Here is a 19,358-nt window from a genome sequence, read left to right as displayed (position 1 = left end):
TAAAAATAGATTTACTCGGCGCGCAGCCGATGCCAGCCGCGCAGCACCCGCCGGTGCACCGCACGCACGATCCGCCAGGGACGGCTTTCGCGCACCCGTGTCAGCACGCTGTCTTTCCATGCTTTCCAGCGCGGGTACCAGCGGGCGAACCAGGCCAGCCGCATCAGCGAGCCCTCGACCAGCTGGAAGATCCGCGCGACCACGGCCGTGCCCGCGAGCTTGGCCAGCAGCAGCACGGCCATGCCGCTGAACGCGTGGCCGCGGCCGAACAGGAACAGCGCCAGCAGCTTCACCGGAAAGAGCAGCAGCATCGGCACGAAGAACGCCAGCAGCGCGCCCCAGGGCGGCAGCGCGCGCAGCAGGTTCTCGAGCCGCGCCCAGAAGGGCAGGCGCGCCAGCCGCGCGACCAGCGCCGCGAGCGGGGCCCAGCCCCACTCCTCGAACAGCAGCACCGGCACGAGGATCGTGGTGGCAACGGCGCGAAACAGGGCGCGCAAGGCGCGCACGAGGGGGTTGTGCATGCGCGAAGGGTATACGCACATGGCCGCGCGCCGCCGGGACCTTGCGGACCCGGCGGCGCATCGTTCGAAAAAGCGGGGTCTGCGCGCCTGTCTATTTGCGGCCGACGCTGCTGTCTTCGGCGGGCCGGAAGAACAGGTACTCGCCCCGGCCCAGTTCGGGCGTCACTTCGTAGCCGCTGCACCGCGTGACGTTGCACTGGATGATCACGACGCGCGGCCAGATGGTGGCCGAGGTCGGGAACCCCGGCATGTACTGCGGCACGTGCCAGACGCCGTAGTCGCCCACCGGCTCGGCGTTCTCCGTGCCGCTGGCGTTCTGCAGGCCGCTGCCCATGGGCATCCGCTCGATGCGGATGATCGGCGTGGCGGCGACCGACGCCGTCGCCACGCAACAGGCGGCCAGCCAGAGAGGAACGGTCCTGGTGTTCATGGTGATGGACTCCAGAGCCGGCCTCATTGCGCGTCGGCCGGTGCCGAAGCCACCTCGTCAGCCGGCAGGCGGCGCGTGATGCGCGCTTCCAGGATGTCCGGCTGCGGGGCCACGGCGCTCGCCATGACCGGGGCCGGCTCCGCCGCAGGTGCCGCGGCTTCCTCGGCGGGCGCTGCGGCCACGGGGGCCGGTGCCACTTCCGGCGCGGACACCGGGACGGCGGTCGCGGCCGGCGCGGGTTGCGGCGCCGGCTGTTCCTGCGCCGGGGCTGCCATGGGCATCGCCTCGACCAGCGTGGCCGGTGCGGCGGGCTGCTGCACCGCCACGACCGGCGCGGGCGCCAACGCGACAGGCGCCGCAGGTGCCACGGGCGCCACCGGCTGCGGCACGGCCACCGCCACGGGGGCCGGCGCAGGTGCTGGAGCCGCGGCCACGGGCGCTACCGGCGCCGCCGGACGTGCCGCCACGGGCGCGCCGGCCGACGAGGCCTGCGGTCCGAACGCGCTCACGCGTTCTTCGGCGGTCATCGACTGCGGGCACTTCGAGCCGGTCATCTCCAGGGCCGCCTGGGCCGCCGGGTCCATGCAGTCCATGGCCAGCGACGCTGCCTTCATGCCCTTGTTCCAGAGCTCGCGGCTCATCTTCAGGCGCTTGCAGTGTTCGTCCGTCCAGGTGGTGCCGAAGCTCAGCCCGACCCCTGCGCCGTTGGCGCTGGCGCTGGTGCTGCCCATGCAGGTGTCATTGCTGGTCGTCAGGTTCGGGCCGCTCACGGAGGGCACGTTCTTGACGGTGTAGCTGCCACGGTAGTCGACGGTGCTGGTCGTCGCGCCCGTGTTGTTGATGTTCTGTGTGCTGTTGCTGTCCACCGTGGCCCGGGAGGTGACTTCCGAGGGGGCGGAGCTGTTGAAATTCACCGCCTGGGTGTTGCCCTGGGCGTTGGTGGTGGCTGAACTCTGCGACTGGTTGTTGGCGCCACCCGCCGTGGTCTGCGCCAAGGCGCCGGCGGACAGGCCCAGCAAGGTCAGGGCAATCAATGTTTTCATTTTTTCGACTCCTTTGGGAAGCAGGGGAGGGGCGTGCCCCTCCCCGTTTCTGGTCCAACAACCGATGGTCCGGATCGCTCAGGGAGCGTTGGCCGTTGCGCCGGAGATCGCGCCACCGGCGGTGCCGCCACCGTTGCTGAAGCCCGCTGCGTTGCCCACGGCGAAGTTGATGACGCCCGTGGAACCGCCGGTCGAGCCCGACGTGGCCGAGGTCGTCGTGCCGTTGACGATGCCGTTGACCGCGCCCGAATTGGCGCTGAAGCCGGCCGTCGTGCCCGAGGTGCGCGTCACCACGGCCAGGCCGCCGCCAGGACCTGCAGCGGTGGCTGCGGTGTTGTTGGTGGTGGAGCCGGCTGCGCCGCCTGCAGAGCCGCTCACGGGGTTGGCGCCGCCGCCGGCGTAGTTCGCATTGGCGCTCGAGGTCGCATTGGCCTGTGCGTTCGCACCGCCTGCAGCCACGCCGTTGCCGGTCGTTGCTGCCACGCTGGTCACGCGTCCTTGCGTGGTGGCCGAGCCGCTGGCGGTGGCGCCGCCGACGCGCAGGAAGGCATTGCCTGCTGCGCCGCCCGCCGCGTTGGCCGTGGCCGACGAGGTGGAACTGGCTGCGTTGTAGCTCAGTGCGCTGCCCGTTCCGGAGCTGGCGGCGACCGAGCCTGCCGAGCTGGAGGAGCCGGTCGTGGTGTTGGTGACGGCGAGCGCCACGCTGCTGCCGGTTGCGGTCCCGATGCCAGCCACGAGAACCACTGCCATGGCGATAAGAGTCTTCTTCATGATGCTTCCTCGATAGTGTTGAAACGAACCCGATCGCCGGGGAATCCGGCCATCAGCGACGGTCAGCGAGCACGGATTGAATGGATTCCGTTGCGACCGGGATGCAGTTTCAGCGGGGGGAAGGGATCGAAAAATGCCTCAGGCTGGGTAGTGCAAGGCTATGGCGAAAGCAATGTCCGAGGGCGTTTTGGGCGTTGGCAGAGAGCCGGTTCTAGGCCCTGTTCCCCTCGTGGGAACTATCACTTTGGTTCACAATCTGGCAATATTGCAACCGAAAGAAACCAAGGTAATCAAAAAAGCCGATAGCCGGAAAAAGAGTAGAAATCGATTAACTTTTGTTCACGAAGTCGCGACTTTTATCTGTGACAAGGGGGCTTAAATGGAAAACGATCTCGACATTTCATTGACCGATGTCGGTGGTGGCGCTAGGAAATTCTCCAATCCCGGCCAGTTCGGTGGGCTGCTGGCTCCCTCGGCGGATACCCTGCCGTGGCCGGACTACCTCACGGGCCAGGAAACCAAGCCCGTTCGTGTCCTGCTGGTCGACGACGACCCCTTTGTCCGCCGTGTCATCGCCCAGGAACTGCTGGGCGATCTGCGCATCCAGCTCGAAGGCCAGGCCGGCTCCCTGCGCGAGGGAAGGCGCCTCTTGATGCAGCATGAATTCGATGTGCTCATGGTCGACATCCGCCTCGGAGACGGCAGCGGATTCGAGCTCATCGAAGAGGCCAAGAAGCACCGCAGCGCGGCCGAGATCATCGTCATTTCCGCGCTGGAAGACGAGCCCCAGGTGCTGCACGCCTTCGAGCTCGGCGCCTCGGGTTACCTGGTGAAGAACGCCTGGTTCCAGAGCTATGCCCAGGCCGTGTTGCAGGTGGTGAATGGCGGGGCTGCCATCACCCCCCGGCTGGCGCGGCGGCTGCTCGTTCACCTGGACCACCAGCGCGCCAATCCGAGCCCGGTGCGCCCGCCGGACAGCAAGGCGACCCTGTCGGCACGGGAGCGCGAAGTGTTGCGACTTGTAGCCACGGGATATGTGACGGAAGAGATCGCCCTGCAGCTCACCATCAGTGCCCAGACGGTTAACGCGCACGTCAAGAACATCTACCGCAAGCTGCACGCCCACACCCGCGCGCAGGCCGTGAGTTTCGCCTCGCACCGGGGGCTGCTCTAGGGCGCGCTTCGGGCGCGCCGCGTTCGCAGCGGAGCCACCCATGCGCGCGCCCGCGCCCCCGCTCCCGCCGTATTTCCTGGAGGACCAGTTCGTGTGGCTTTCGATCGCCGCCTGGTGTGTGCTCCTGATCTGGCTGTGGCCGCGTGCCTCGCGCCAGCGGATGCTGCTGTGGGTGGGGCTCGCATTTGCGCTGCACCTGACGCCGGTGGTCGGGCAGGTGATTCGCGCGACCTCGGCGATCACCACACTGGGTACCGAGGTGCCGGCCGCCTTCTGGGCCCTGCAGGGGGTGAACGTCGCCGTGCTCTGCATGATCGTGGCCACCTGGTATTTCACGCGGCGCCGCCTCGTGCGCTACCGCCAGGCGCAGGCCGTGCTCGCTGAGCGCCGCCGCATCGCCAGCGACCTGCATGACGGCGTCGGTTCGCGGCTGGTGGCCCTCATGGCCAGCTACGACCCGCGCTCCGCCGACGCCCGCGAGCTGTCGATGGCCCTGCAGGCCTGCCTGCTGGAGCTGCAGCTGACGGTCGACTCCCTCGACGACCAGGCCGACACCAGCATCGGCGAGCGCCTGGGCCACCTGCGTTACCGACTGCAACCGGCGTTCGACCGGCTCGGCATCACGCTCGTGTGGAACGTGCAGGACGTGGTGCTGGCGCCGCCGCTGTCGCCCGAGGCCGCGATGCAGCTGTGCCGCATCGCGCAGGAGGCCTTGTCGAACGTGCTGCGCCATTCGCAGGCGACCCGTGTGGAAGTGCGCTTCGGCCCGCGCGAGCGCTCGCACGGGCTGGTGCTCGAAGTGCTCGACGACGGCCGCGGCCTGGATGCGTCGGCCGGCGAGGCCGGCGGCAAGGGCCTGCGCAGCATGCGCGAGCGCGCCGACGCGCTGCATGGCGAGCTGGCCGTCATGGACGCAGCGCCGCACGGGCTGCGCATCCGGCTCGTGATGCCCGGCGAAGTGCTGCCGCAGTCGGCGGTCGCGGCGCCGGCCGAGAGCACGTTGTAACCATCCCGCTGCGGTGCCCGGCGGGGGGCCTCGTCGCCTATGGCAAACTTCCGCGCTTTGCCAGGGACGCGCTCAAGACATGCAGAAAATCATTCGCCAGCTCGCCGTTGAAATCAAGGTCGGCGAGCACCAGGTGAAGGCCGCCGTCGAACTGCTCGACGAAGGCGCCACGGTTCCGTTCATTGCCCGCTATCGCAAGGAAGTCACGGGCGGCCTCGACGACATCCAGCTGCGCGAACTGGAAGCCCGGCTGTCTTACCTGCGCGAACTCGAAGACCGCCGCGTGGCGGTGCTCAAGGCCATCGACGAGCAGGGCAAGCTGACCCCCGAACTGCGCGCCGCGATCGAATTCGCGCCCACCAAGCAGGAACTCGAAGACCTGTACCTGCCGTTCAAGCAGAAGCGCCGCACCAAGGGTCAGATCGCCCGCGAATTCGGCATCGAGCCGCTGGCCGACAAGCTGCTGGCCGACCCCACGCTCGACCCGGCCGTCGAAGCCAAGGCCTTCCTGCAACCCGCCACCACGCTGGACGACGGCAAGCCGGGCCCCGATTTCTCCACCGTGCCCCTCGTGCTCGACGGCGTGCGCGACATCCTGTCCGAGCGCTGGGCCGAAGACGCCGTGCTGGTGCAGCGCCTGCGCGAATGGCTCTGGAACGAAGGCCTGCTCAAGTCCACCCTGATGGCCGGCAAGGACGAGAACAACGCCGACATCGCCAAGTTCCGCGACTACTTCGACTACGACGAGCCCATCGGCCGCGTGCCTTCGCACCGCGCCCTGGCCGTGTTCCGCGGCCGCGCACTCGAGGTGCTCGACGCCAAGCTCGTGCTGCCCGTCGAACCCGAGCCGGGCAAGCCCAGCATCGCCGAAGGCAAGATCGCGCTGCACCTGGGCTGGAGCCACGCGGCCCGCCCGGCCGACGACCTGCTGCGCAAGTGCGTGGCCTGGACCTGGCGCGTGAAGCTGGCGCTGTCCACCGAGCGTGACCTGTTCACCCGCCTGCGCGAAGACGCCGAAAAGGTCGCCATCAAGGTGTTCGCCGACAACCTGCGCGACCTGCTGCTGGCGGCCCCCGCCGGCCGCCGCGTCGTGATGGGCCTGGACCCCGGCATCCGCACCGGCGTGAAGGTGGCCGTGGTCGATTCGACCGGCAAGCTGGTCGAGACCGCCACCGTGTTCCCGCACGAACCGCGCAAGGACTGGGAAGGCTCGCTGCACACCCTGGGCAAGCTGTGCGCCAAGCACGGCGTGAACCTGATCGCCATCGGCAACGGCACCGCCAGCCGCGAAACCGACAAGCTGGCCGGCGACCTCATCAAGCTGCTGGCCAAGATGGCCGCGCAGGCCGGCGCGCCCGAAATGACGGTCGACAAGGTCGTGGTGAGCGAAGCCGGCGCGTCCGTCTATTCCGCCAGCGAATTCGCCTCGCAGGAAATGCCCGACGTCGACGTGAGCCTGCGCGGCGCCGCCTCCATTGCGCGCCGCCTGCAGGACCCGCTGGCCGAACTCGTGAAGATCGACCCCAAGAGCATCGGCGTGGGCCAGTACCAGCACGACGTGAACCAGAGCGAACTCGCGCGCACCCTGCAGGCCGTGGTCGAAGACTGCGTGAACTCGGTGGGCGTCGACCTGAACACCGCCAGCGTGCCGCTGCTCAGCCGCGTGTCCGGCCTGTCGGCCAGCGTGGCCAAGGCCGTGGTGCGCTGGCGCGAGGCCAACGGTGCGTTCTCCACCCGCAAGCAGCTGCTCGACGTGACCGGCTTCGGCCCCAAGGCCTTCGAGCAGAGCGCCGGCTTCCTGCGCATCCGCGACGGCGCCGACCCGCTGGACATCACCGGCGTGCACCCCGAAACGTACCCGCTGGTCGAGCAGATCATCGTCAAGACCGGCAAGCCCATCGCCGAGCTGATGGGCCGCGCCGACATGCTCAAGACGCTGAAGCCCGAGCTGTTCGCCAACGAGAAGTTCGGCGTCATCACGGTCAAGGACATCCTGGGCGAACTCGAGAAGCCCGGTCGCGACCCGCGCCCCGACTTCAAGGTGGCGCGCTTCAACGACGGCGTGGACGACATCTCCGACCTCACCGAGGGCATGATCCTCGAAGGCACCGTGAGCAACGTGGCCCAGTTCGGCGCCTTTGTCGACCTCGGCGTGCACCAGGACGGCCTGGTCCACGTGAGCCAGCTGAGCCACAAGTTCGTCAACGATGCACGCGAAGTCGTCAAGACCGGCGACATCGTCAAGGTCAAGGTGATGGAGGTCGACGTGGCCCGCAAGCGCATCGGCCTGTCGATGAAGCTCGACGCCGCCCCCGCACGCCGCGATGGCCCGCGCGACAACCGTTTCGAGGGGGCAGGGCGCGGCCAGCAGCAGCAAGGCCGGCGCGACAACTCGCCGCAGCCCGCGGGGCAGATGGCGAGCGCGTTTGCCAAGTTGCAGGGGTTGCGCAAGTAACCGCCAGCAGATCGAAGGCCATCCCGTTAAACTAGTCATCTAACTAGTCTGATGGGGTGGCGCCAATGAAAACCTGGCCGGTACAAGACGCGAAAGCGCGTTTCAGCGAATTCCTGGAGGCCTGTCTGAACGACGGGCCGCAAATGGTCACCCGTCGCGGTGCCGAGGCGGCCGTGCTGGTGCCGGCCGCGGAATGGCGGCGGCTGCATGCCATCGCCAAGCCCTCGCTCAAGGAGCTGCTGTGCACCGACGAGGCGCGCACCGAGTTCCTCGTGCCCGAGCGCGGCGCCGCGCGCAGGCGACGCGTCACCCCGGCCCGTTGAAGGCGCGCGCAGCATGTACCTTCTGGACACGAACGTCATTTCCGAACTGCGCCGGCTTCGGCCTCATGGCGCCGTCCTGGCGTGGCTGGCGCCCATTCCCGACAGCGAACTTCACCTGTCGGCCGTGACACTGGGCGAGATCCAGGCCGGCATCGAACTCACGCGCGAACAGGATGCCGCGAAGGCGGACGAGATCGAGCAGTGGGTCGAGCTGGTCGCTGCGTCGTACAACGTCCTGCCGATGGATGCAAAAACCTTCAGGCTGTGGGCCCGGCTGATGCACCGCAGCTCCGTCACGCTGTACGAAGACGCCATGATCGCCGCCACGGCGAAACAACACGGGCTGACCGTCGTCACGCGCAACGTCAGCGACTTTGCCGGCTTCGGTGTCGAGGTCTTCAATCCCTTCGAAACGGGTGCCGCATGAAAGCCCTGCGCATCTACGCCGGCCCCGCGGCCCGCCAGCACATCGAGCAGCACGGCCTGCGCCCGCAGGACGTGCGCACCGTCCCCGGCGCGGCGGGCGGGCCCAAGGGGCTGATCCTCGGGCCGCTCGATCGCTTCATCTTCGGGCGCTGGCTCACGCAGTCGAGCCAGCCGGTGGACCTGGTGGGTGCGTCGATCGGCGCGTGGCGGCTGGCCACGGCCTGCCTGTCGGACCCGGAGGCGGCCTTCGGGCGCTTCGAGCACGACTACGTGCGCCAGCAGTTCGAAGTGCCGCCGGGCCAGAAGCGGCTCAGCCCGCACCAGCTCAGCGAACGTTTCGCGGAGAGCCTCGACACCTTCTATGGCGGACGCATCGGCGAGGTGCTGGGCCATGCGCGCTACCGGCTGCATGTGGTGACCTCACGCGGGCGCCACATCCTGGGGCGCGAGGGCAGGGCGCGCACGCCGGTCGGCTACCTGGGCGCCTTCGCGAGCAACAGCCTGCACCGCAAGAGCCTGGGCGCCTGGCTGGAACGCTGCGTGTTCTCCACGCCCGGCGCGGCCTTGCCCTTCGGCACGACCGACTTCCGCACGCGCCAGCATGCGCTGAGTGAGGCCAACTTCAATCGCGTGCTGCAGGCCTCGTGCTCCATTCCGTTCCTGCTGGCGGCGGTGCACGACATTCCGGGCGCGCCGCGCGGCGCCTACTGGGACGGCGGCATCACCGACTACCACCTGCACCTGGACTACCAGCCCGCAGACGAAGGCATCGTGCTGTACCCGCACTTCCAGCAGGCGGTGGTGCCGGGCTGGCTCGACAAGGGGCTGCGCTGGCGCCACAAGTCGACGCGCTTTCTCGACCGCATGGTGGTGCTCGCGCCGAATCCCGACTGGGTGAAGACGCTGCCGCACGGCAAGCTGCCCGACCGCAAGGACTTCATCCGCTTCGCGAACGACGCGCAGGCCCGCATCGCGGCCTGGGGCCAGGCCACGCGCGAGGCGACGCGGCTGTCGGACGAGTTCGAGGCCTGGCTCGGCGACGACGGGCGTTCGCGCGACATCCTGCCGCTCTGAACCCAGCTTGTCCCGTCGGGGACAAACCCTGAGCGCCCGCGCATGAGGGCGCTTCGAGAATGGTCCGATCCATGCCATCCGAAGGGTTCCCGACCATGCCGCACGCCACGCTCTCCCGCCGCCGTTTTTCTCTTGCCACGGCCGCCGCCGCAGCCAGCCTCGCCGCGCCGTCTTTCGCGCAGAGCGCCTGGCCGAGCAAGCCGATCCGCATCGTCGTGCCCTACACGCCGGGCGGCTTCACCGACCAGATGGCGCGGCTGGTGCAGGCGGGCCTGCAGACGCGCCTCGGCCAGCCGGTGGTGATCGACAACAAGCCCGGCGCCAACAGCCTGATCGGCGTCGATGCCGTGGCCAAGGCCGCGCCCGACGGCACCACCTTCGGCGTCGTCATCGCGGCCTACACGGCCAACACCACGCTGTACCCCAAGCTGCCCTACGACCCGCGCAAGGACCTCGTGGGCGTGTCGCTGATGGGCGTGTCGCCGCTGCTGGCGGCGGTCAACAACGACGCGCCGTTCAAGACCGCGCGCGAGCTCATCGACTACGCCCGCAAGCACCCCGGCAAGGTGAGCTTCGGCTCCTCGGGCAACGGCTCGGCCGCGCACCTCACGAGCGAGCTGTGGAAGTCGCTCACGCAGACCTACATGATCCACATCCCATACCGCGGCGCGGTGCCTGCGCTGACCGACCTGATGGGCGGGCAGATCCAGCTGTTCTTCGATGCGCCCACGGGCCTCATCAACCAGGGCAAGGCCGGCAAGGTGCGGCTGATCGGCGTGGCCGGCGACAAGCGCCTGCCGGCCGTGCCCGACGTGCCCACCTTCATCGAGCAGGGCTTCGCGGGCTTCACCGGCAGCACCTGGGCCGGCATGCTGGCGCCGGCGGGCACGCCGCGCGAGATCGTCAAGCGCATGTCGGAGGAGGTGGCGCGCATCATCAAGAGCGACGAGACGCGCACCAAGCTCGATGCCATGGGCACCTTCCCGGCGGGCAGCACGCCCGAGGAGTTCGACGCCTTCATCGCCTCCGAGACCACCAAGTGGGGCAAGGTGATCCGCACGGCGGGCGTCAAGCTCGACTGAGCCTCCAGCGCTGTTTCAGGGGGCCAGCACCAGCACCTTGAACTGGCTGGGCACGATGCGCATGCCCACGATGTTGCAGCGGTTCTGCACCGCCAGGCTGGTCATGCGCGTGCAGGGCGTGCCCTTGAGCAGCACCGTGAACGCGCCGGTGACGTGGCGCGACGGCCCCATCACCGTCTGCGACACCACGCCCATCAGCACGCCGGCGTTGTCGCCGTTGGTGATCGGCGTGGTGGTCGCCATGTTGTGCACGGGCGTGCCGCCGTACAGGATGTTCCAGGCGTTGGGCAGGGCCGTGGGCCCGAGCGCGATGTTGGGGTAGGGCACGGGCAGCGCGGGCGGTGTCTTGCAGACATCGGGAAACGCGAGGTCCATTCCCATCATCTGTGCGTTGGCGAACATGGTTCTGGCTCCTTGTCGGTATCAACCCATGTGGATCTGTTCGGCGTCGACCTTCACCAGCGCCTGGCTGGTGACGAAAGTGTTCTTGGCGTGCAGGCGCAGGCTTTGCGCCGCCTGCATGTCGATCTGGCCCGCGCGCACCTGCTCGACCTCTTCGGTGAGGCGAAAGCTCGAGCGCGTGAGCAGGCTCAGGCGCTCGAGCACGGTCTCGAGCGTGCGGCCCACGAAGCGGGCGACCAGTGTGGTCACGCGCACTTCGGCGCCGCGGTAGGCCATGTCGGTGATGTCGACGGTCGCCTTGTCGGCCTGAAGTGCGAATGCGGAGGCCTGCAGCGCGATGCCGCCGCGCCGCGAGCGGATCGTGAGGTCGCCCTCGGCCACGAGCTGCGACTGGCTGGGGTCTGCCTGCGTGATGACGGCGATCAGGAACAGCTGCTCGCGCTGCGGCCCGGCCACGAGCACGACGTCGCCCACGGCGGGTTGCAGCAGGCAGCTCGCGGCGCGCGGGCAATGCCAGGGCGCGCCGCCCGGCTGTGGTTCGACGACGAAGCGGCCGTCGGGCAGCGATTGCACGACGGTGCCGAGCGCGCTGCCGGTCCAGGCCGGCGCAGCGACCGCGGGCAGCGGCTTGCGCAGCAGCGCGTGCATCTCGGTCTCTGACGTAAGCGATGGCGGCGAAGCAGGTTCGCGAAGGACTCGGTGATTCATGGCGGGGTGTCCTGTGGATCGGGCGGCAGCGGCCGGCCGAAGGTGTCGCGGCCGGCGCGTTGCGGGCGGCTCGCACGGGCCGCGGAAAAGCGCTCGGCTTCGAACTGCGCCGGGTCGCTGTCGAGCACGCCGAGGCGGTCACTCCAGCGCACGCCGGTCTCGATTGCCCGGTGCATCTGGGTGCGGTGGAAGGTGGCGCCGCGCAGGTCGGCATCGCCGAGGTCGGCGTAGGAGAAATCCGCGTACACGAGGTGGCTGCGGGCGAACGTGGTGCGGCGGCAGCTCGCGCGGTGGAACACGCACTGTTCGAGCCGCGCGTCCGACAGGTCGGCGTCGTCGAGCCGTGCGCCGACCCACAGGCTCTGGTCGAAGTGCCCGCCGCGCGCATCCACCCGGCGCAGGTCGGCTTCGGGGAACAGGCACTGCGGCGCCTGCACGCCCGACAGCACCGCGCCTTCGAGCTTCGCGCCCTTGAAGTTGCACTGGCTCAAGCGCGCGCCGGCGAAGTTGCAACCCGTGAGGTCGGCATCGATGAACTGGCACAGATGGAACGACTGCGCTGAGAAGTCCTGCCCCGCGAGGTCGGCCTCGCCGAAGATCACGTTGTGGAAGCTCGCACCTTTGAAGCGCGTGCCGCGCAACGCCGCGCGGTAGAAGACGGTGGTGTTCAGCGCCGTGTCGTCGAAGCGCGTGCCGTCGAGGCGGCATTCGCCGAACACCGCCTTCGTGAGGTCCGCGCGCTCGAAGCCCGCGCCGTCGAGCGTGCTCTGGTGAAAGGTGGCCTGGCCCGCCTGCGCCGCGCTCATGTCGACGCCGCTCAGGTCGGCCTCGGAGAAGACGGCGTGGGCCATCGCCGCAGACCGCAGGCGCGCGCGGGGCAGGGCGCAGCGGTGGAAGGCGGCGTGCTGCAGGTCGGCGCTGTCGAGCACCGCGTCGTCGAAGCGGCAGCTGTCGAACACCGATTCGCCCAGCCGCGTGCCGCGCAGGTTCGCCCGGCGGAAATCGCAGGCGCCGAAGCTGCCGCCGCGCAGGTCCATGCCGTCGAAGTCCATGCCCTGGAAGTCCTGGTCCTGGATGTGGTCGCCGCCGCGGATCTTCGCTGCCAGCTCGGCCGGCGTCATCGGGCCGGGTCCGCGGCGCGGCGCGGGAGGGTCTTGGCCTGTTCGAGGTGCGCGCCGTGCGTGTCGGTCACGCTGTCGATCAGCGTCTGCGAGACGTCGGCGCGGAACAGGTTGGCCTCGCGCAGGTCGGTGCGCACCAGGCGGGCTTTCTGCAGGCTGGCATGCATGAGGTTGGCGCCGCGCAGCGAGGCCTGCGTGAAGTCGGCGCGGATGAACAGGCTTTCGGGCGCATCGCAGCCGCTGAGGTCGGCGCCGGTGAGGCTGCAGGCCGACAGGTCGCAGGTGTCGAGCGTGGCACGCACGAAGCGCGCGCCGTCCAGCGGCATCTCGCGCAGGCCGCATTGCACCAGCGTCGCATCTTCGAAGTCCATGGTGCGCAGGCTGCTGGTGCCGACGAAGCAGGTGGTGTGCAGGGTGGCGCCGCGAAAGACGATGCCGGTGTCGCCCGGCGTGTGGGCCCAGGCGCAGGCTTCGAGCCGGGCGCCGCTGAGATCGAGCCGCTCGGCGATGCACGAGATCAGGCCGACCTTGTGGAGCACGGCGCTGCGAAAGCTGCAGTCCTGCAGGCGGGTCTGTTCGAGGAAGGTCACGTAGGAAAGGCGCGCTGCATCGAAACGGCAGTGTTCGACCTGCAGGCCGAGCACGGTCAGGTGCTCCAGCGAGGCTTGCGAGAAATCGCAATGGTCGAAGTGCGTCTGCTCGAGCGTGGTGTGGTGCAGCTGCGCGCCGGTGAACACGGTGTGGACGCAATGGGCCAGGCTGAGGTTCGCGCGGTGCAGCACACAGCCCGCGAGCGAGGCCCGCGTGAGGCGCGCACGCACGAGCACGGCCTCGGTGGCATCCGCGCCATTGAGCCGGGCGCCTTCGAGGTTCGCGTGTTCGAGCAGCGTGCGGTGCAGGCGCGCGCCGCGCAGGTCCATGCCCGACAGGTCGGCGCCCGTGAGGTCCATCTCCGAGAGATCGCGCGTGGTGGCCATCACGTCCTGCACGCGCTGGCGCGCCTCGGTGGCGCGTTCGCCTTCGAGCACGTCGGCCGGCGACTGGTGCTGCGCGCCCATTCGGTACATGTCGATCAGCCCGCGCTGGCCTTTCTCGACCACCTCCGCGAAGGCCTGCTGCTGCGCGGGCGGCAGCGCGGACGTGCCCGTGGCAGCGGCGATGCCGAACATGCCCTGCAGCACGGTCTGCGCATCGAAGGCGGGCGGGCCCTTGGTCGTGGTGCGGTCGATGTTCGAGACCAGCTCTGCCGAGTCGAATCCGACCTGGCGCGACTCGGCCGCATTGCGTTGTCCCGCGCGCTCGAGCTCGCGCCGCCCGTCTTCGAGCGCCTGGCGCTGGTCCTGCGTGAAGCGCCGCGTGCGCTCGATGAACTCGGGCAGCTCGGCGAGCGTCGGTGCCTTGCGAAAGGGCGCGGGCAGCGGCCGTTCGCGCAGCAGGCGCGGATCGTGGCCGGCCTCGCGCGCCTGCTGCATCAGGTCCGCGCGCAGCCGGTCGCCGCGCTCGCGCATGTTGCGCACCCGCGCGGATTCCTCGCCGTCGTCCAGCGTGTCAAGCCACGGGCCGATGGCCTGCGCGGGCAGCAGCTCATCGTCGCGGGCGGCATGCAGCGCGCCGGTCTCGGGATCGCAACGGCGCTGGAGGAGGGCGAAGTAGTGCGCCAGCGGGCGCGGTGCATCGCCCGCGTCTTCGATGGCGGGCATCACGTGGGTCACGTCGTCGGCGTCGTCTTCCACGATGTCGATCTCGCCGTGGTGGATCAGCGCCACCTGTCCGCGGTGCGGAAAGAACCAGGCCGTGGTGAGGCGCATGGGCACCTCGTCGAACTGCTCTGGCTCGCGGCCGGGCCCGCTTCGGCGCGCGATGAAGGCGCGTGCACGCCAGTCGGGCAGGCGCCCGCGCTGCGCCGGCTGCGTGGGGTGCATGTGCCAGATCTCGTAGGGCGTGCCGCCGGAGATGTGGTCGCGCGCGGGCCAGCGTTGCTGCGGCGGCGCGGCGTTGAAGAAGCGCCAGTCCATGTCCTCCGAAAAACCGGGGAACAGGTGCTCGCGCCAGTGGCCGTCGTACTGCCGGCCGATCAGGCGCATGCGGCTGGGCCGGGTCAGCTCGATCGGGCCGAAGCCGGCCGGCTCGGTCTCGCGATCGGACCGGTCGATGCGCTGCTGCGGGTCTTCGATGTTCGGCAGGCGCTGCACCTGCAGGCCGTTGACGGTCTCGAGCGCGTGGCCGATGCCCTGCGGGTTCTCGGCAAAGCCGGGGCCGCCGTAGGCGCGCGGGGCGTCGAGCCGCATCGACTCGAAGGGCTGCGGCGCGGTGGCGCGGCCGTCGAGCCAGAAGCGGTCGCCGAACACCAGCAGCTGTCGAGAAAGCTCGCCCACGCGCATCGCAACGGCGCAGGCGGTCTTGTCGGCCTGATGGTGCGTGTAAGCGTGGCCGGTGGCCAAGAACTCGGCGTGGGGTTTGGGAATGCCCAGGTCGATGGCGCCCGTGGGGCCGAGCTCTTCGGCGGCGATCTTCCAGAACTCCGGCTCGGGCAGCAGCACGGGCGCGGCGTCCATCGACACCATGCCCATCAGCGTGACGCCCAGGCGTTGCTGGCGGCCCCGCAGGAAGGGGCGCGTGATGACGCTCAGCCGCAGCGGCTTGACGGTTTTCAAGGGGGTCAGCTCCGTGCGGGTGCCACTTCGAGCGGCGTGCGCTGCCGGTCGACCGACACCACATCGGGATGCGCCGGGTCCTGGACCAGGTGCAGGGTCGCGCCCGGCACCGCGAGGCGGGGCAGCAGCAGTTCGTCGACCAGCGTGCGCAGCACCACGCTCGGCACCGGGGACGACGGCGGCATCTGCAGCGTGAATTCGAGCGCGACCATGCACTGGCCGTGGCTGCCCGGGCTGGTGAGCTGGTGTTCGGAGCGCCGCACCTGCGCCACCACGCCGTGCGTGGCCACGCCGGCCCCGCCCAGGCGCTCGCCGATGCGCCGCTCCTGCGTGTACCTGCGCTGCTCGCGCGTGGCCGTGACGACCACCGCGACGCCGGCCAGCAGCGCCCCGCCCATCATCACGGCGAAGACGCTCCAGAGAACCTGTTCCCAGATGGGCATTGGCGATGCGATCGATCGGCGGCTCAGACCTTGACGGTCATCGCCTTGGCGGCGAAGGCCAGGCCGCCGCTGGCGATCTTCATGCCGATGTTTGCGACCTTGAGCATCTTCCCCTCGATCTCGGTGGCCGAGTTCTGCGAGCGGAACACCGCCACGTCGAGCCGGATGCCCGAGAACTGCGAGTTGAGGATGTAGTTCTGCTGGCGCAGCCCCCACAGGTCGAGCGCCAGCCCGACCGCCGAGAAACGCGCCCCCACGCCGCCCGCGCGGTACCAGCGCCAGTCGTTGCTCTTGGCGTAGTTGTTGATGTAGGTCTTCGAGTTGTTCGTGTAGTCGTTCGTGATGTTCTTGTAGGTGTTCGACGTCGTGTTGTAGACGTTCGTGTTGATCACGTGCTGCGTCGTGTTGTGGATGTGGTTCGTGGTGTTGAAGGTCACGTCCGGCGAGGTGTGGACCGTGGGGCCGGTCACCGTGGTGTTCGACGGACCGTTCACATGCACGGTGTTCGACGTGTTGATGGTGTCGTTGCGGCCCGCGCTCACGAAGCGGATTTCCTGGCCGTCGATGGTGCCGTTGAAGCCGCCGGTGATGGCGAGCGTCACGCCGCCGGAAATGGTGTCGTTCAGCCCGCCGCTGAGCGTGCGCGTCTTGCCGCCCGTGATGCGTTGCGTCACGCCGCCGCTCACGGTTTCGCTGAAACCGCCCGTCACGTCGCGCGTGTCGCCGCCGGTGATGGTTTCCGTCGCGCCGGCCGTGATGTCGCGCGTCTCGCCGTCCTGGTAGGTGGCCGACTCGTGGCCCTTGATGAGGGTGGTGCGGGTGCCGTCGGTGGTGTGGGTCTCGTCGGCTTCCACTTCCACGTCGAGGTTGCGTTCGGCGTGCAGCAGGATCTGCTCGGCGCCCGAGCGATCCTCGAAGCGCAGCATGTTGGCCTGGTTGGCCGCGCCGCCGGTGCTGGAGCGCGTGAGGATGCCGCTTGCCGTGGCGTTGGCGGGCAGCTCCCACGGCGGCATCTGGTCGCTGTTGTAGACGCGGCCGGTGATGATGGGGCGGTCGGGCTGGCCGCCGATGAAATCGACGATCACTTCCTGGCCCACGCGCGGCATGTGCATGGTGCCGTAGTTGGCGCCGGCCCAGTTGCTGGACACGCGCACCCAGCACGAGCTGTTCTCGTCCGACTGGCCGTAGCGGTCCCAGCGGAACTGCAGCTTCACGCGGCCGAAACGGTCGGTCCAGATCTCTTCGGGGCCGACCACGGTGGCGGTCTGCGGGCCGTTGGTGCGCGGGCGCGGCGTGGTGCGCGCGGGGCGGTAGGGCACGGCCGAAGGCAGCACGGTGAAGTCGAACTCGCACACCGATTCGCTGCTGCCGCCGGTCGAGTATTCGGGCTCGCGCAGGTCGTAGCGCGTTCCGGTGACGAGGTACTCGCGGTTGTCGGCCTCGCGCGGGCAGTGCGTCATCTCGAACAGATGGCCTGGCGCCATGCCGACCACGTTGGTGTGGCCCGAGGCCAGCTCGTGCGCGCACTGCAGCTCCTGCAGGCGGATCTTCGCGTAGGCGTCGCCTTGCTGGTGCTCGCTGTAGCCACCGAGCCATTCATAGACTTCGTAGGTCGCGTGGTCGTGGCCCTTGGGGTCCTGCTGCACGCTCTGCAGCGAGGCGCGCGACTTCCTGAAGTCGAAGTCATCGAGCATCACGCGGCCCGAGGTGATCTGCTCGGCCACGCGCCAGCGGTCGATGCAGGGCTCCAGCGCATTCACCACGCGGTCGCGCGGGCGGTAGGGAATGCGCGCGTGGCCCGGCAACTGGTGGTAGCCGCCCGTGTCGTCGGCCAGCACCAGCAGGTGCGAGCCGTTGCCGTGTTCGAAGTGGTAGGCGATGCCTTCGTGCTCCATGAGGCGGCTCACGAAGGCGAAGTCGCTCTCCTGGTACTGCACGCAGTATTCCCAGGGGCGGTAGCTGCCGGTGAGGCGCTTCTCGAACTGGAAGCCGTACTTGCCCAGCACCGCATCGAGCACCTCGGGCACGCTCTGGTTCTGGAAGATGCGGCAGTCGGTGGTGCGCGTGAGGTACCACAGCCACGGCTGCACGAGCGCGCGGTAGATGTAGTGGCGGCCGGTCTCGTTGGCGCGGCCAACCAGCTCGAAGCGCACGACGGTGCCGTTGAGGTAGCGCGTTGTGCCGTCGTCGGCAATGGCCAGTGTGAGCGAGGTGCCGAGCAGGCGCTTCAGGTCGAGGTTGAAGCTGGTGCTGACCATGTCGACCTCGAACTCGAAGAGTTGCGAGAGTCCTTCGTGCCCCCGCATCGCGCGGAACTTGAGCTGCTCGGCGCTCAGGACGGTATGGACTTGGACGGTACGCGGCATTCGACACTTCCCTGACCCCTCGGGCTTTCACGGATGCGAAGCCTCTGCAGATGGGGCCAAGCCAGTATGAAAACGCCGCGTGTCACATCCATGACGCGCCACATGCAAAAGGCCGTCGAAACGGCCTTTTGTGAAAGCGAATGCACGCCTGCGCAGCAGGAGTGACGCAAAGGTTTTACATCGACGCTTCGAGCATCGCCTTGTAGTCGTCGCGCGTGGCCAGCCGCGGGTTGGTCTTGTGGCAATGGTCGGCCATGGCGCCGTCGATGATCTGTTCGAACATCGCGGGCGTCACGCCCACTTCGGCCAGGCCCTTGGGCAGGCCCAGGCGCGCGTTCATGTCGCGGATCGCGTGGCCGAGGTCGCCGGCCGAGTCCAGGTGCATGGCCTGCGCCATGCGCTGCAGGCGCTGTTCCTTCTGCACCGACTCGGCGCCCGAATTGAAGTGGATCACCGCCGGCAGGAAGAGGGCGTTGAGCGTGCCGTGGTGCAGGCGCGGATCGACGCCGCCCAGGCTGTGGCTCAGCGAGTGCACGCAGCCCAGGCCCTTCTGGAAGGCCATGGCGCCCTGCATCGACGCGCTCATGAGGTTCAGGCGCGCCTCACGGTCGCTGCCGTCTTTGGTGGCACGTTCGATGTGGCCCCACGCGCGCTCCAGGCCGTCGAGGCCGATGCCGTCGGCCGGCGGGTTGAAGGCGGCCGACATGAAGGTTTCCATGCAGTGCGCGATGGCGTCCATGCCGGTGGCGGCCGTGAGCCGCGGCGGCAGGCCGAGCGTGAGCTCGGGGTCGCAGATGGCGGCCTTGGGCATCAGGAACCAGCTGTGGAAGCCCAGCTTGCGGTGGTCTTCGACGATGACGATGGCGCCGCGTGCCACCTCGCTGCCGGTGCCGCTGGTGGTGGGCACGGCAATGAGCGGCACCGCGCGCTCGGTGATCTTGGGCGAGCCGCCTTCGATGGTGGCGTAGGTCTTGAGCGGGCCGTCGTGCGTGGCCGCGATGGCCACGCCCTTGGCGCAGTCGATGGCCGAGCCGCCGCCCACGGCGATGAGGCCGTCGCAGCGGCCGCTGCGGTACAGCTCGACGGCGGCGCGAACCGCGGCCTCGGTCGGGTTGGAGGGCGTCTGGTCGAACACCGAGACCTCGAGATCGGCGATGGCGTCGAGCGCCTTCTGCAGCACGCCGGCCGCGCGCACGCCGGCGTCGGTGACGATCAGGGGGCGGTTGATGCCGATGCGCGCGCACTCGCTCGACAGGAGCTTGATGGCGCCGAATTCGAACTGGATCTGGGTGAGGTATTGGATGAGGGCCATGAGGGGGAACGCCCGAGGGCAGTACGATTGCTGACCGTTCGAATCTA

General features: G+C 69.0%; 18 protein-coding genes. 7 read left to right on the top strand and 11 right to left on the bottom strand.

All coding sequences use genetic code 11. The features are described 5' to 3' along the window. Positions 1 to 11 precede the first annotated feature (11 nt). The 4 genes from AC1RGU_RS09750 to AC1RGU_RS09735 form a co-directional block, all read right to left on the bottom strand. On the bottom strand, positions 12 to 521 hold the full coding sequence (locus AC1RGU_RS09750; RefSeq protein WP_070060632.1) for a hypothetical protein: 510 nt from the start codon (positions 519 to 521) through the stop codon (positions 12 to 14). Between the two features lie 91 nt (positions 522 to 612). Then, positions 613 to 951, bottom strand: coding sequence for a hypothetical protein (locus AC1RGU_RS09745; protein WP_062480212.1), 339 nt, complete (start codon positions 949 to 951; stop codon positions 613 to 615). A 23-nt stretch (positions 952 to 974) separates the two neighbouring features. Further along, positions 975 to 1,994, bottom strand: coding sequence for a hypothetical protein (locus tag AC1RGU_RS09740; RefSeq protein ID WP_492696223.1), 1,020 nt, complete (start codon positions 1,992 to 1,994; stop codon positions 975 to 977). A 78-nt stretch (positions 1,995 to 2,072) separates the two neighbouring features. Further along, on the bottom strand, positions 2,073 to 2,765 hold the full coding sequence (locus tag AC1RGU_RS09735) for a hypothetical protein (protein WP_062472930.1): 693 nt from the start codon (positions 2,763 to 2,765) through the stop codon (positions 2,073 to 2,075). 379 nt (positions 2,766 to 3,144) lie between these two features. On the opposite strand from AC1RGU_RS09735, the gene AC1RGU_RS09730 reads away from it, so the two are divergent. The 7 genes from AC1RGU_RS09730 (at position 3,145) to AC1RGU_RS09700 (ending at position 10,305) form a co-directional block, all read left to right on the top strand. Beyond that, positions 3,145 to 3,939, top strand: coding sequence for a LuxR C-terminal-related transcriptional regulator (locus tag AC1RGU_RS09730; protein WP_062472928.1), 795 nt, complete (start codon positions 3,145 to 3,147; stop codon positions 3,937 to 3,939). Positions 3,940 to 4,030: 91 nt separating this feature from the next. Beyond that, positions 4,031 to 4,945, top strand: coding sequence for a sensor histidine kinase (locus AC1RGU_RS09725; RefSeq protein WP_492696221.1), 915 nt, complete (start codon positions 4,031 to 4,033; stop codon positions 4,943 to 4,945). Positions 4,946 to 5,024: 79 nt separating this feature from the next. Beyond that, the gene (locus AC1RGU_RS09720; RefSeq protein ID WP_070060629.1) at positions 5,025 to 7,400 is read left to right on the top strand and encodes a Tex family protein; all 2,376 of its coding nucleotides are present in this window, start codon (positions 5,025 to 5,027) and stop codon (positions 7,398 to 7,400) included. A 65-nt stretch (positions 7,401 to 7,465) separates the two neighbouring features. Next, positions 7,466 to 7,723, top strand: coding sequence for a type II toxin-antitoxin system Phd/YefM family antitoxin (locus AC1RGU_RS09715; RefSeq protein ID WP_056580961.1), 258 nt, complete (start codon positions 7,466 to 7,468; stop codon positions 7,721 to 7,723). A 13-nt stretch (positions 7,724 to 7,736) separates the two neighbouring features. Beyond that, positions 7,737 to 8,150 (top strand): type II toxin-antitoxin system VapC family toxin, encoded by a 414-nt coding sequence (locus AC1RGU_RS09710; protein ID WP_070060628.1) that lies wholly within the window; start codon positions 7,737 to 7,739, stop codon positions 8,148 to 8,150. Continuing rightward, positions 8,147 to 9,223 carry a phospholipase gene (locus tag AC1RGU_RS09705; RefSeq protein ID WP_492696218.1) on the top strand — a complete coding sequence of 359 codons (1,077 nt, stop codon included), beginning with the start codon at positions 8,147 to 8,149 and terminating at the stop codon, positions 9,221 to 9,223. Before AC1RGU_RS09710 ends, AC1RGU_RS09705 begins: the two co-directional genes overlap by 4 nt. A 95-nt stretch (positions 9,224 to 9,318) precedes the next feature. Beyond that, the gene (locus AC1RGU_RS09700; RefSeq protein WP_492696455.1) at positions 9,319 to 10,305 is read left to right on the top strand and encodes a tripartite tricarboxylate transporter substrate binding protein; all 987 of its coding nucleotides are present in this window, start codon (positions 9,319 to 9,321) and stop codon (positions 10,303 to 10,305) included. Positions 10,306 to 10,320: 15 nt separating this feature from the next. On the opposite strand, the gene AC1RGU_RS09695 is transcribed toward AC1RGU_RS09700, so the two are convergent. From AC1RGU_RS09695 to gbd, 7 genes are all read right to left on the bottom strand, one after another. After that, entirely contained in the window at positions 10,321 to 10,707 is a 387-nt protein-coding gene (locus tag AC1RGU_RS09695) for a DUF4150 domain-containing protein (RefSeq protein WP_492696216.1), read from the bottom strand. 21 nt (positions 10,708 to 10,728) lie between these two features. Next, entirely contained in the window at positions 10,729 to 11,355 is a 627-nt protein-coding gene (locus AC1RGU_RS09690) for a DUF3540 domain-containing protein (protein ID WP_492696214.1), read from the bottom strand. Between the two features lie 56 nt (positions 11,356 to 11,411). Next, positions 11,412 to 12,536 carry a pentapeptide repeat-containing protein gene (locus AC1RGU_RS09685; protein ID WP_492696212.1) on the bottom strand — a complete coding sequence of 375 codons (1,125 nt, stop codon included), beginning with the start codon at positions 12,534 to 12,536 and terminating at the stop codon, positions 11,412 to 11,414. Next, complete coding sequence (locus tag AC1RGU_RS09680; protein WP_492696211.1) at positions 12,533 to 15,190, bottom strand: DUF2169 family type VI secretion system accessory protein; 2,658 nt, start codon at positions 15,188 to 15,190, stop codon at positions 12,533 to 12,535. The genes AC1RGU_RS09685 and AC1RGU_RS09680 overlap by 4 nt, the downstream gene beginning before the upstream one ends. Positions 15,191 to 15,195: 5 nt before the next feature. Then, entirely contained in the window at positions 15,196 to 15,633 is a 438-nt protein-coding gene (locus tag AC1RGU_RS09675; RefSeq protein ID WP_492696209.1) for a hypothetical protein, read from the bottom strand. Positions 15,634 to 15,656: 23 nt separating this feature from the next. After that, a complete protein-coding gene (locus AC1RGU_RS09670; protein ID WP_492696207.1) occupies positions 15,657 to 17,999 on the bottom strand; it encodes a type VI secretion system Vgr family protein in 2,343 nt (780 codons plus the stop codon). Between the two features lie 175 nt (positions 18,000 to 18,174). Next, positions 18,175 to 19,311, bottom strand: a complete 1,137-nt coding sequence (gene gbd / locus AC1RGU_RS09665; RefSeq protein WP_492696205.1) for a 4-hydroxybutyrate dehydrogenase — start codon at positions 19,309 to 19,311, stop codon at positions 18,175 to 18,177. Between the last annotated feature and the right edge of the window lie 47 nt (positions 19,312 to 19,358).

The sequence above is a fragment of the Variovorax sp. GW823-FHT02B07 genome, from assembly GCF_058797695.1.
The sequence above is the reverse complement of the archived record's forward strand: the minus strand, read 5'-3'. Positions and strand labels throughout refer to the sequence as shown.

Excerpts from the sequence above, each read along its gene's own strand:
- AC1RGU_RS09750 (WP_070060632.1), bottom strand. The coding sequence starts at position 521 with ATGCACAACCCCCTCGTGCGCGCCTTGCGCGCCCTGTTTCGCGCCGTT.
- AC1RGU_RS09745 (WP_062480212.1), bottom strand. The coding sequence starts at position 951 with ATGAACACCAGGACCGTTCCTCTCTGGCTGGCCGCCTGTTGCGTGGCG.
- AC1RGU_RS09740 (WP_492696223.1), bottom strand. The coding sequence starts at position 1,994 with ATGAAAACATTGATTGCCCTGACCTTGCTGGGCCTGTCCGCCGGCGCC.
- AC1RGU_RS09735 (WP_062472930.1), bottom strand. The coding sequence starts at position 2,765 with ATGAAGAAGACTCTTATCGCCATGGCAGTGGTTCTCGTGGCTGGCATC.
- AC1RGU_RS09730 (WP_062472928.1), top strand. The coding sequence starts at position 3,145 with ATGGAAAACGATCTCGACATTTCATTGACCGATGTCGGTGGTGGCGCT.
- AC1RGU_RS09720 (WP_070060629.1), top strand. The coding sequence starts at position 5,025 with ATGCAGAAAATCATTCGCCAGCTCGCCGTTGAAATCAAGGTCGGCGAG.
- AC1RGU_RS09715 (WP_056580961.1), top strand. The coding sequence starts at position 7,466 with ATGAAAACCTGGCCGGTACAAGACGCGAAAGCGCGTTTCAGCGAATTC.
- AC1RGU_RS09710 (WP_070060628.1), top strand. The coding sequence starts at position 7,737 with ATGTACCTTCTGGACACGAACGTCATTTCCGAACTGCGCCGGCTTCGG.
- AC1RGU_RS09705 (WP_492696218.1), top strand. The coding sequence starts at position 8,147 with ATGAAAGCCCTGCGCATCTACGCCGGCCCCGCGGCCCGCCAGCACATC.
- AC1RGU_RS09700 (WP_492696455.1), top strand. The coding sequence starts at position 9,319 with ATGCCGCACGCCACGCTCTCCCGCCGCCGTTTTTCTCTTGCCACGGCC.
- AC1RGU_RS09695 (WP_492696216.1), bottom strand. The coding sequence starts at position 10,707 with ATGTTCGCCAACGCACAGATGATGGGAATGGACCTCGCGTTTCCCGAT.
- AC1RGU_RS09690 (WP_492696214.1), bottom strand. The coding sequence starts at position 11,355 with ATGCACGCGCTGCTGCGCAAGCCGCTGCCCGCGGTCGCTGCGCCGGCC.
- AC1RGU_RS09685 (WP_492696212.1), bottom strand. The coding sequence starts at position 12,536 with ATGACGCCGGCCGAGCTGGCAGCGAAGATCCGCGGCGGCGACCACATC.
- AC1RGU_RS09675 (WP_492696209.1), bottom strand. The coding sequence starts at position 15,633 with ATGCCCATCTGGGAACAGGTTCTCTGGAGCGTCTTCGCCGTGATGATG.
- AC1RGU_RS09670 (WP_492696207.1), bottom strand. The coding sequence starts at position 17,999 with ATGCCGCGTACCGTCCAAGTCCATACCGTCCTGAGCGCCGAGCAGCTC.
- gbd (WP_492696205.1), bottom strand. The coding sequence starts at position 19,311 with ATGGCCCTCATCCAATACCTCACCCAGATCCAGTTCGAATTCGGCGCC.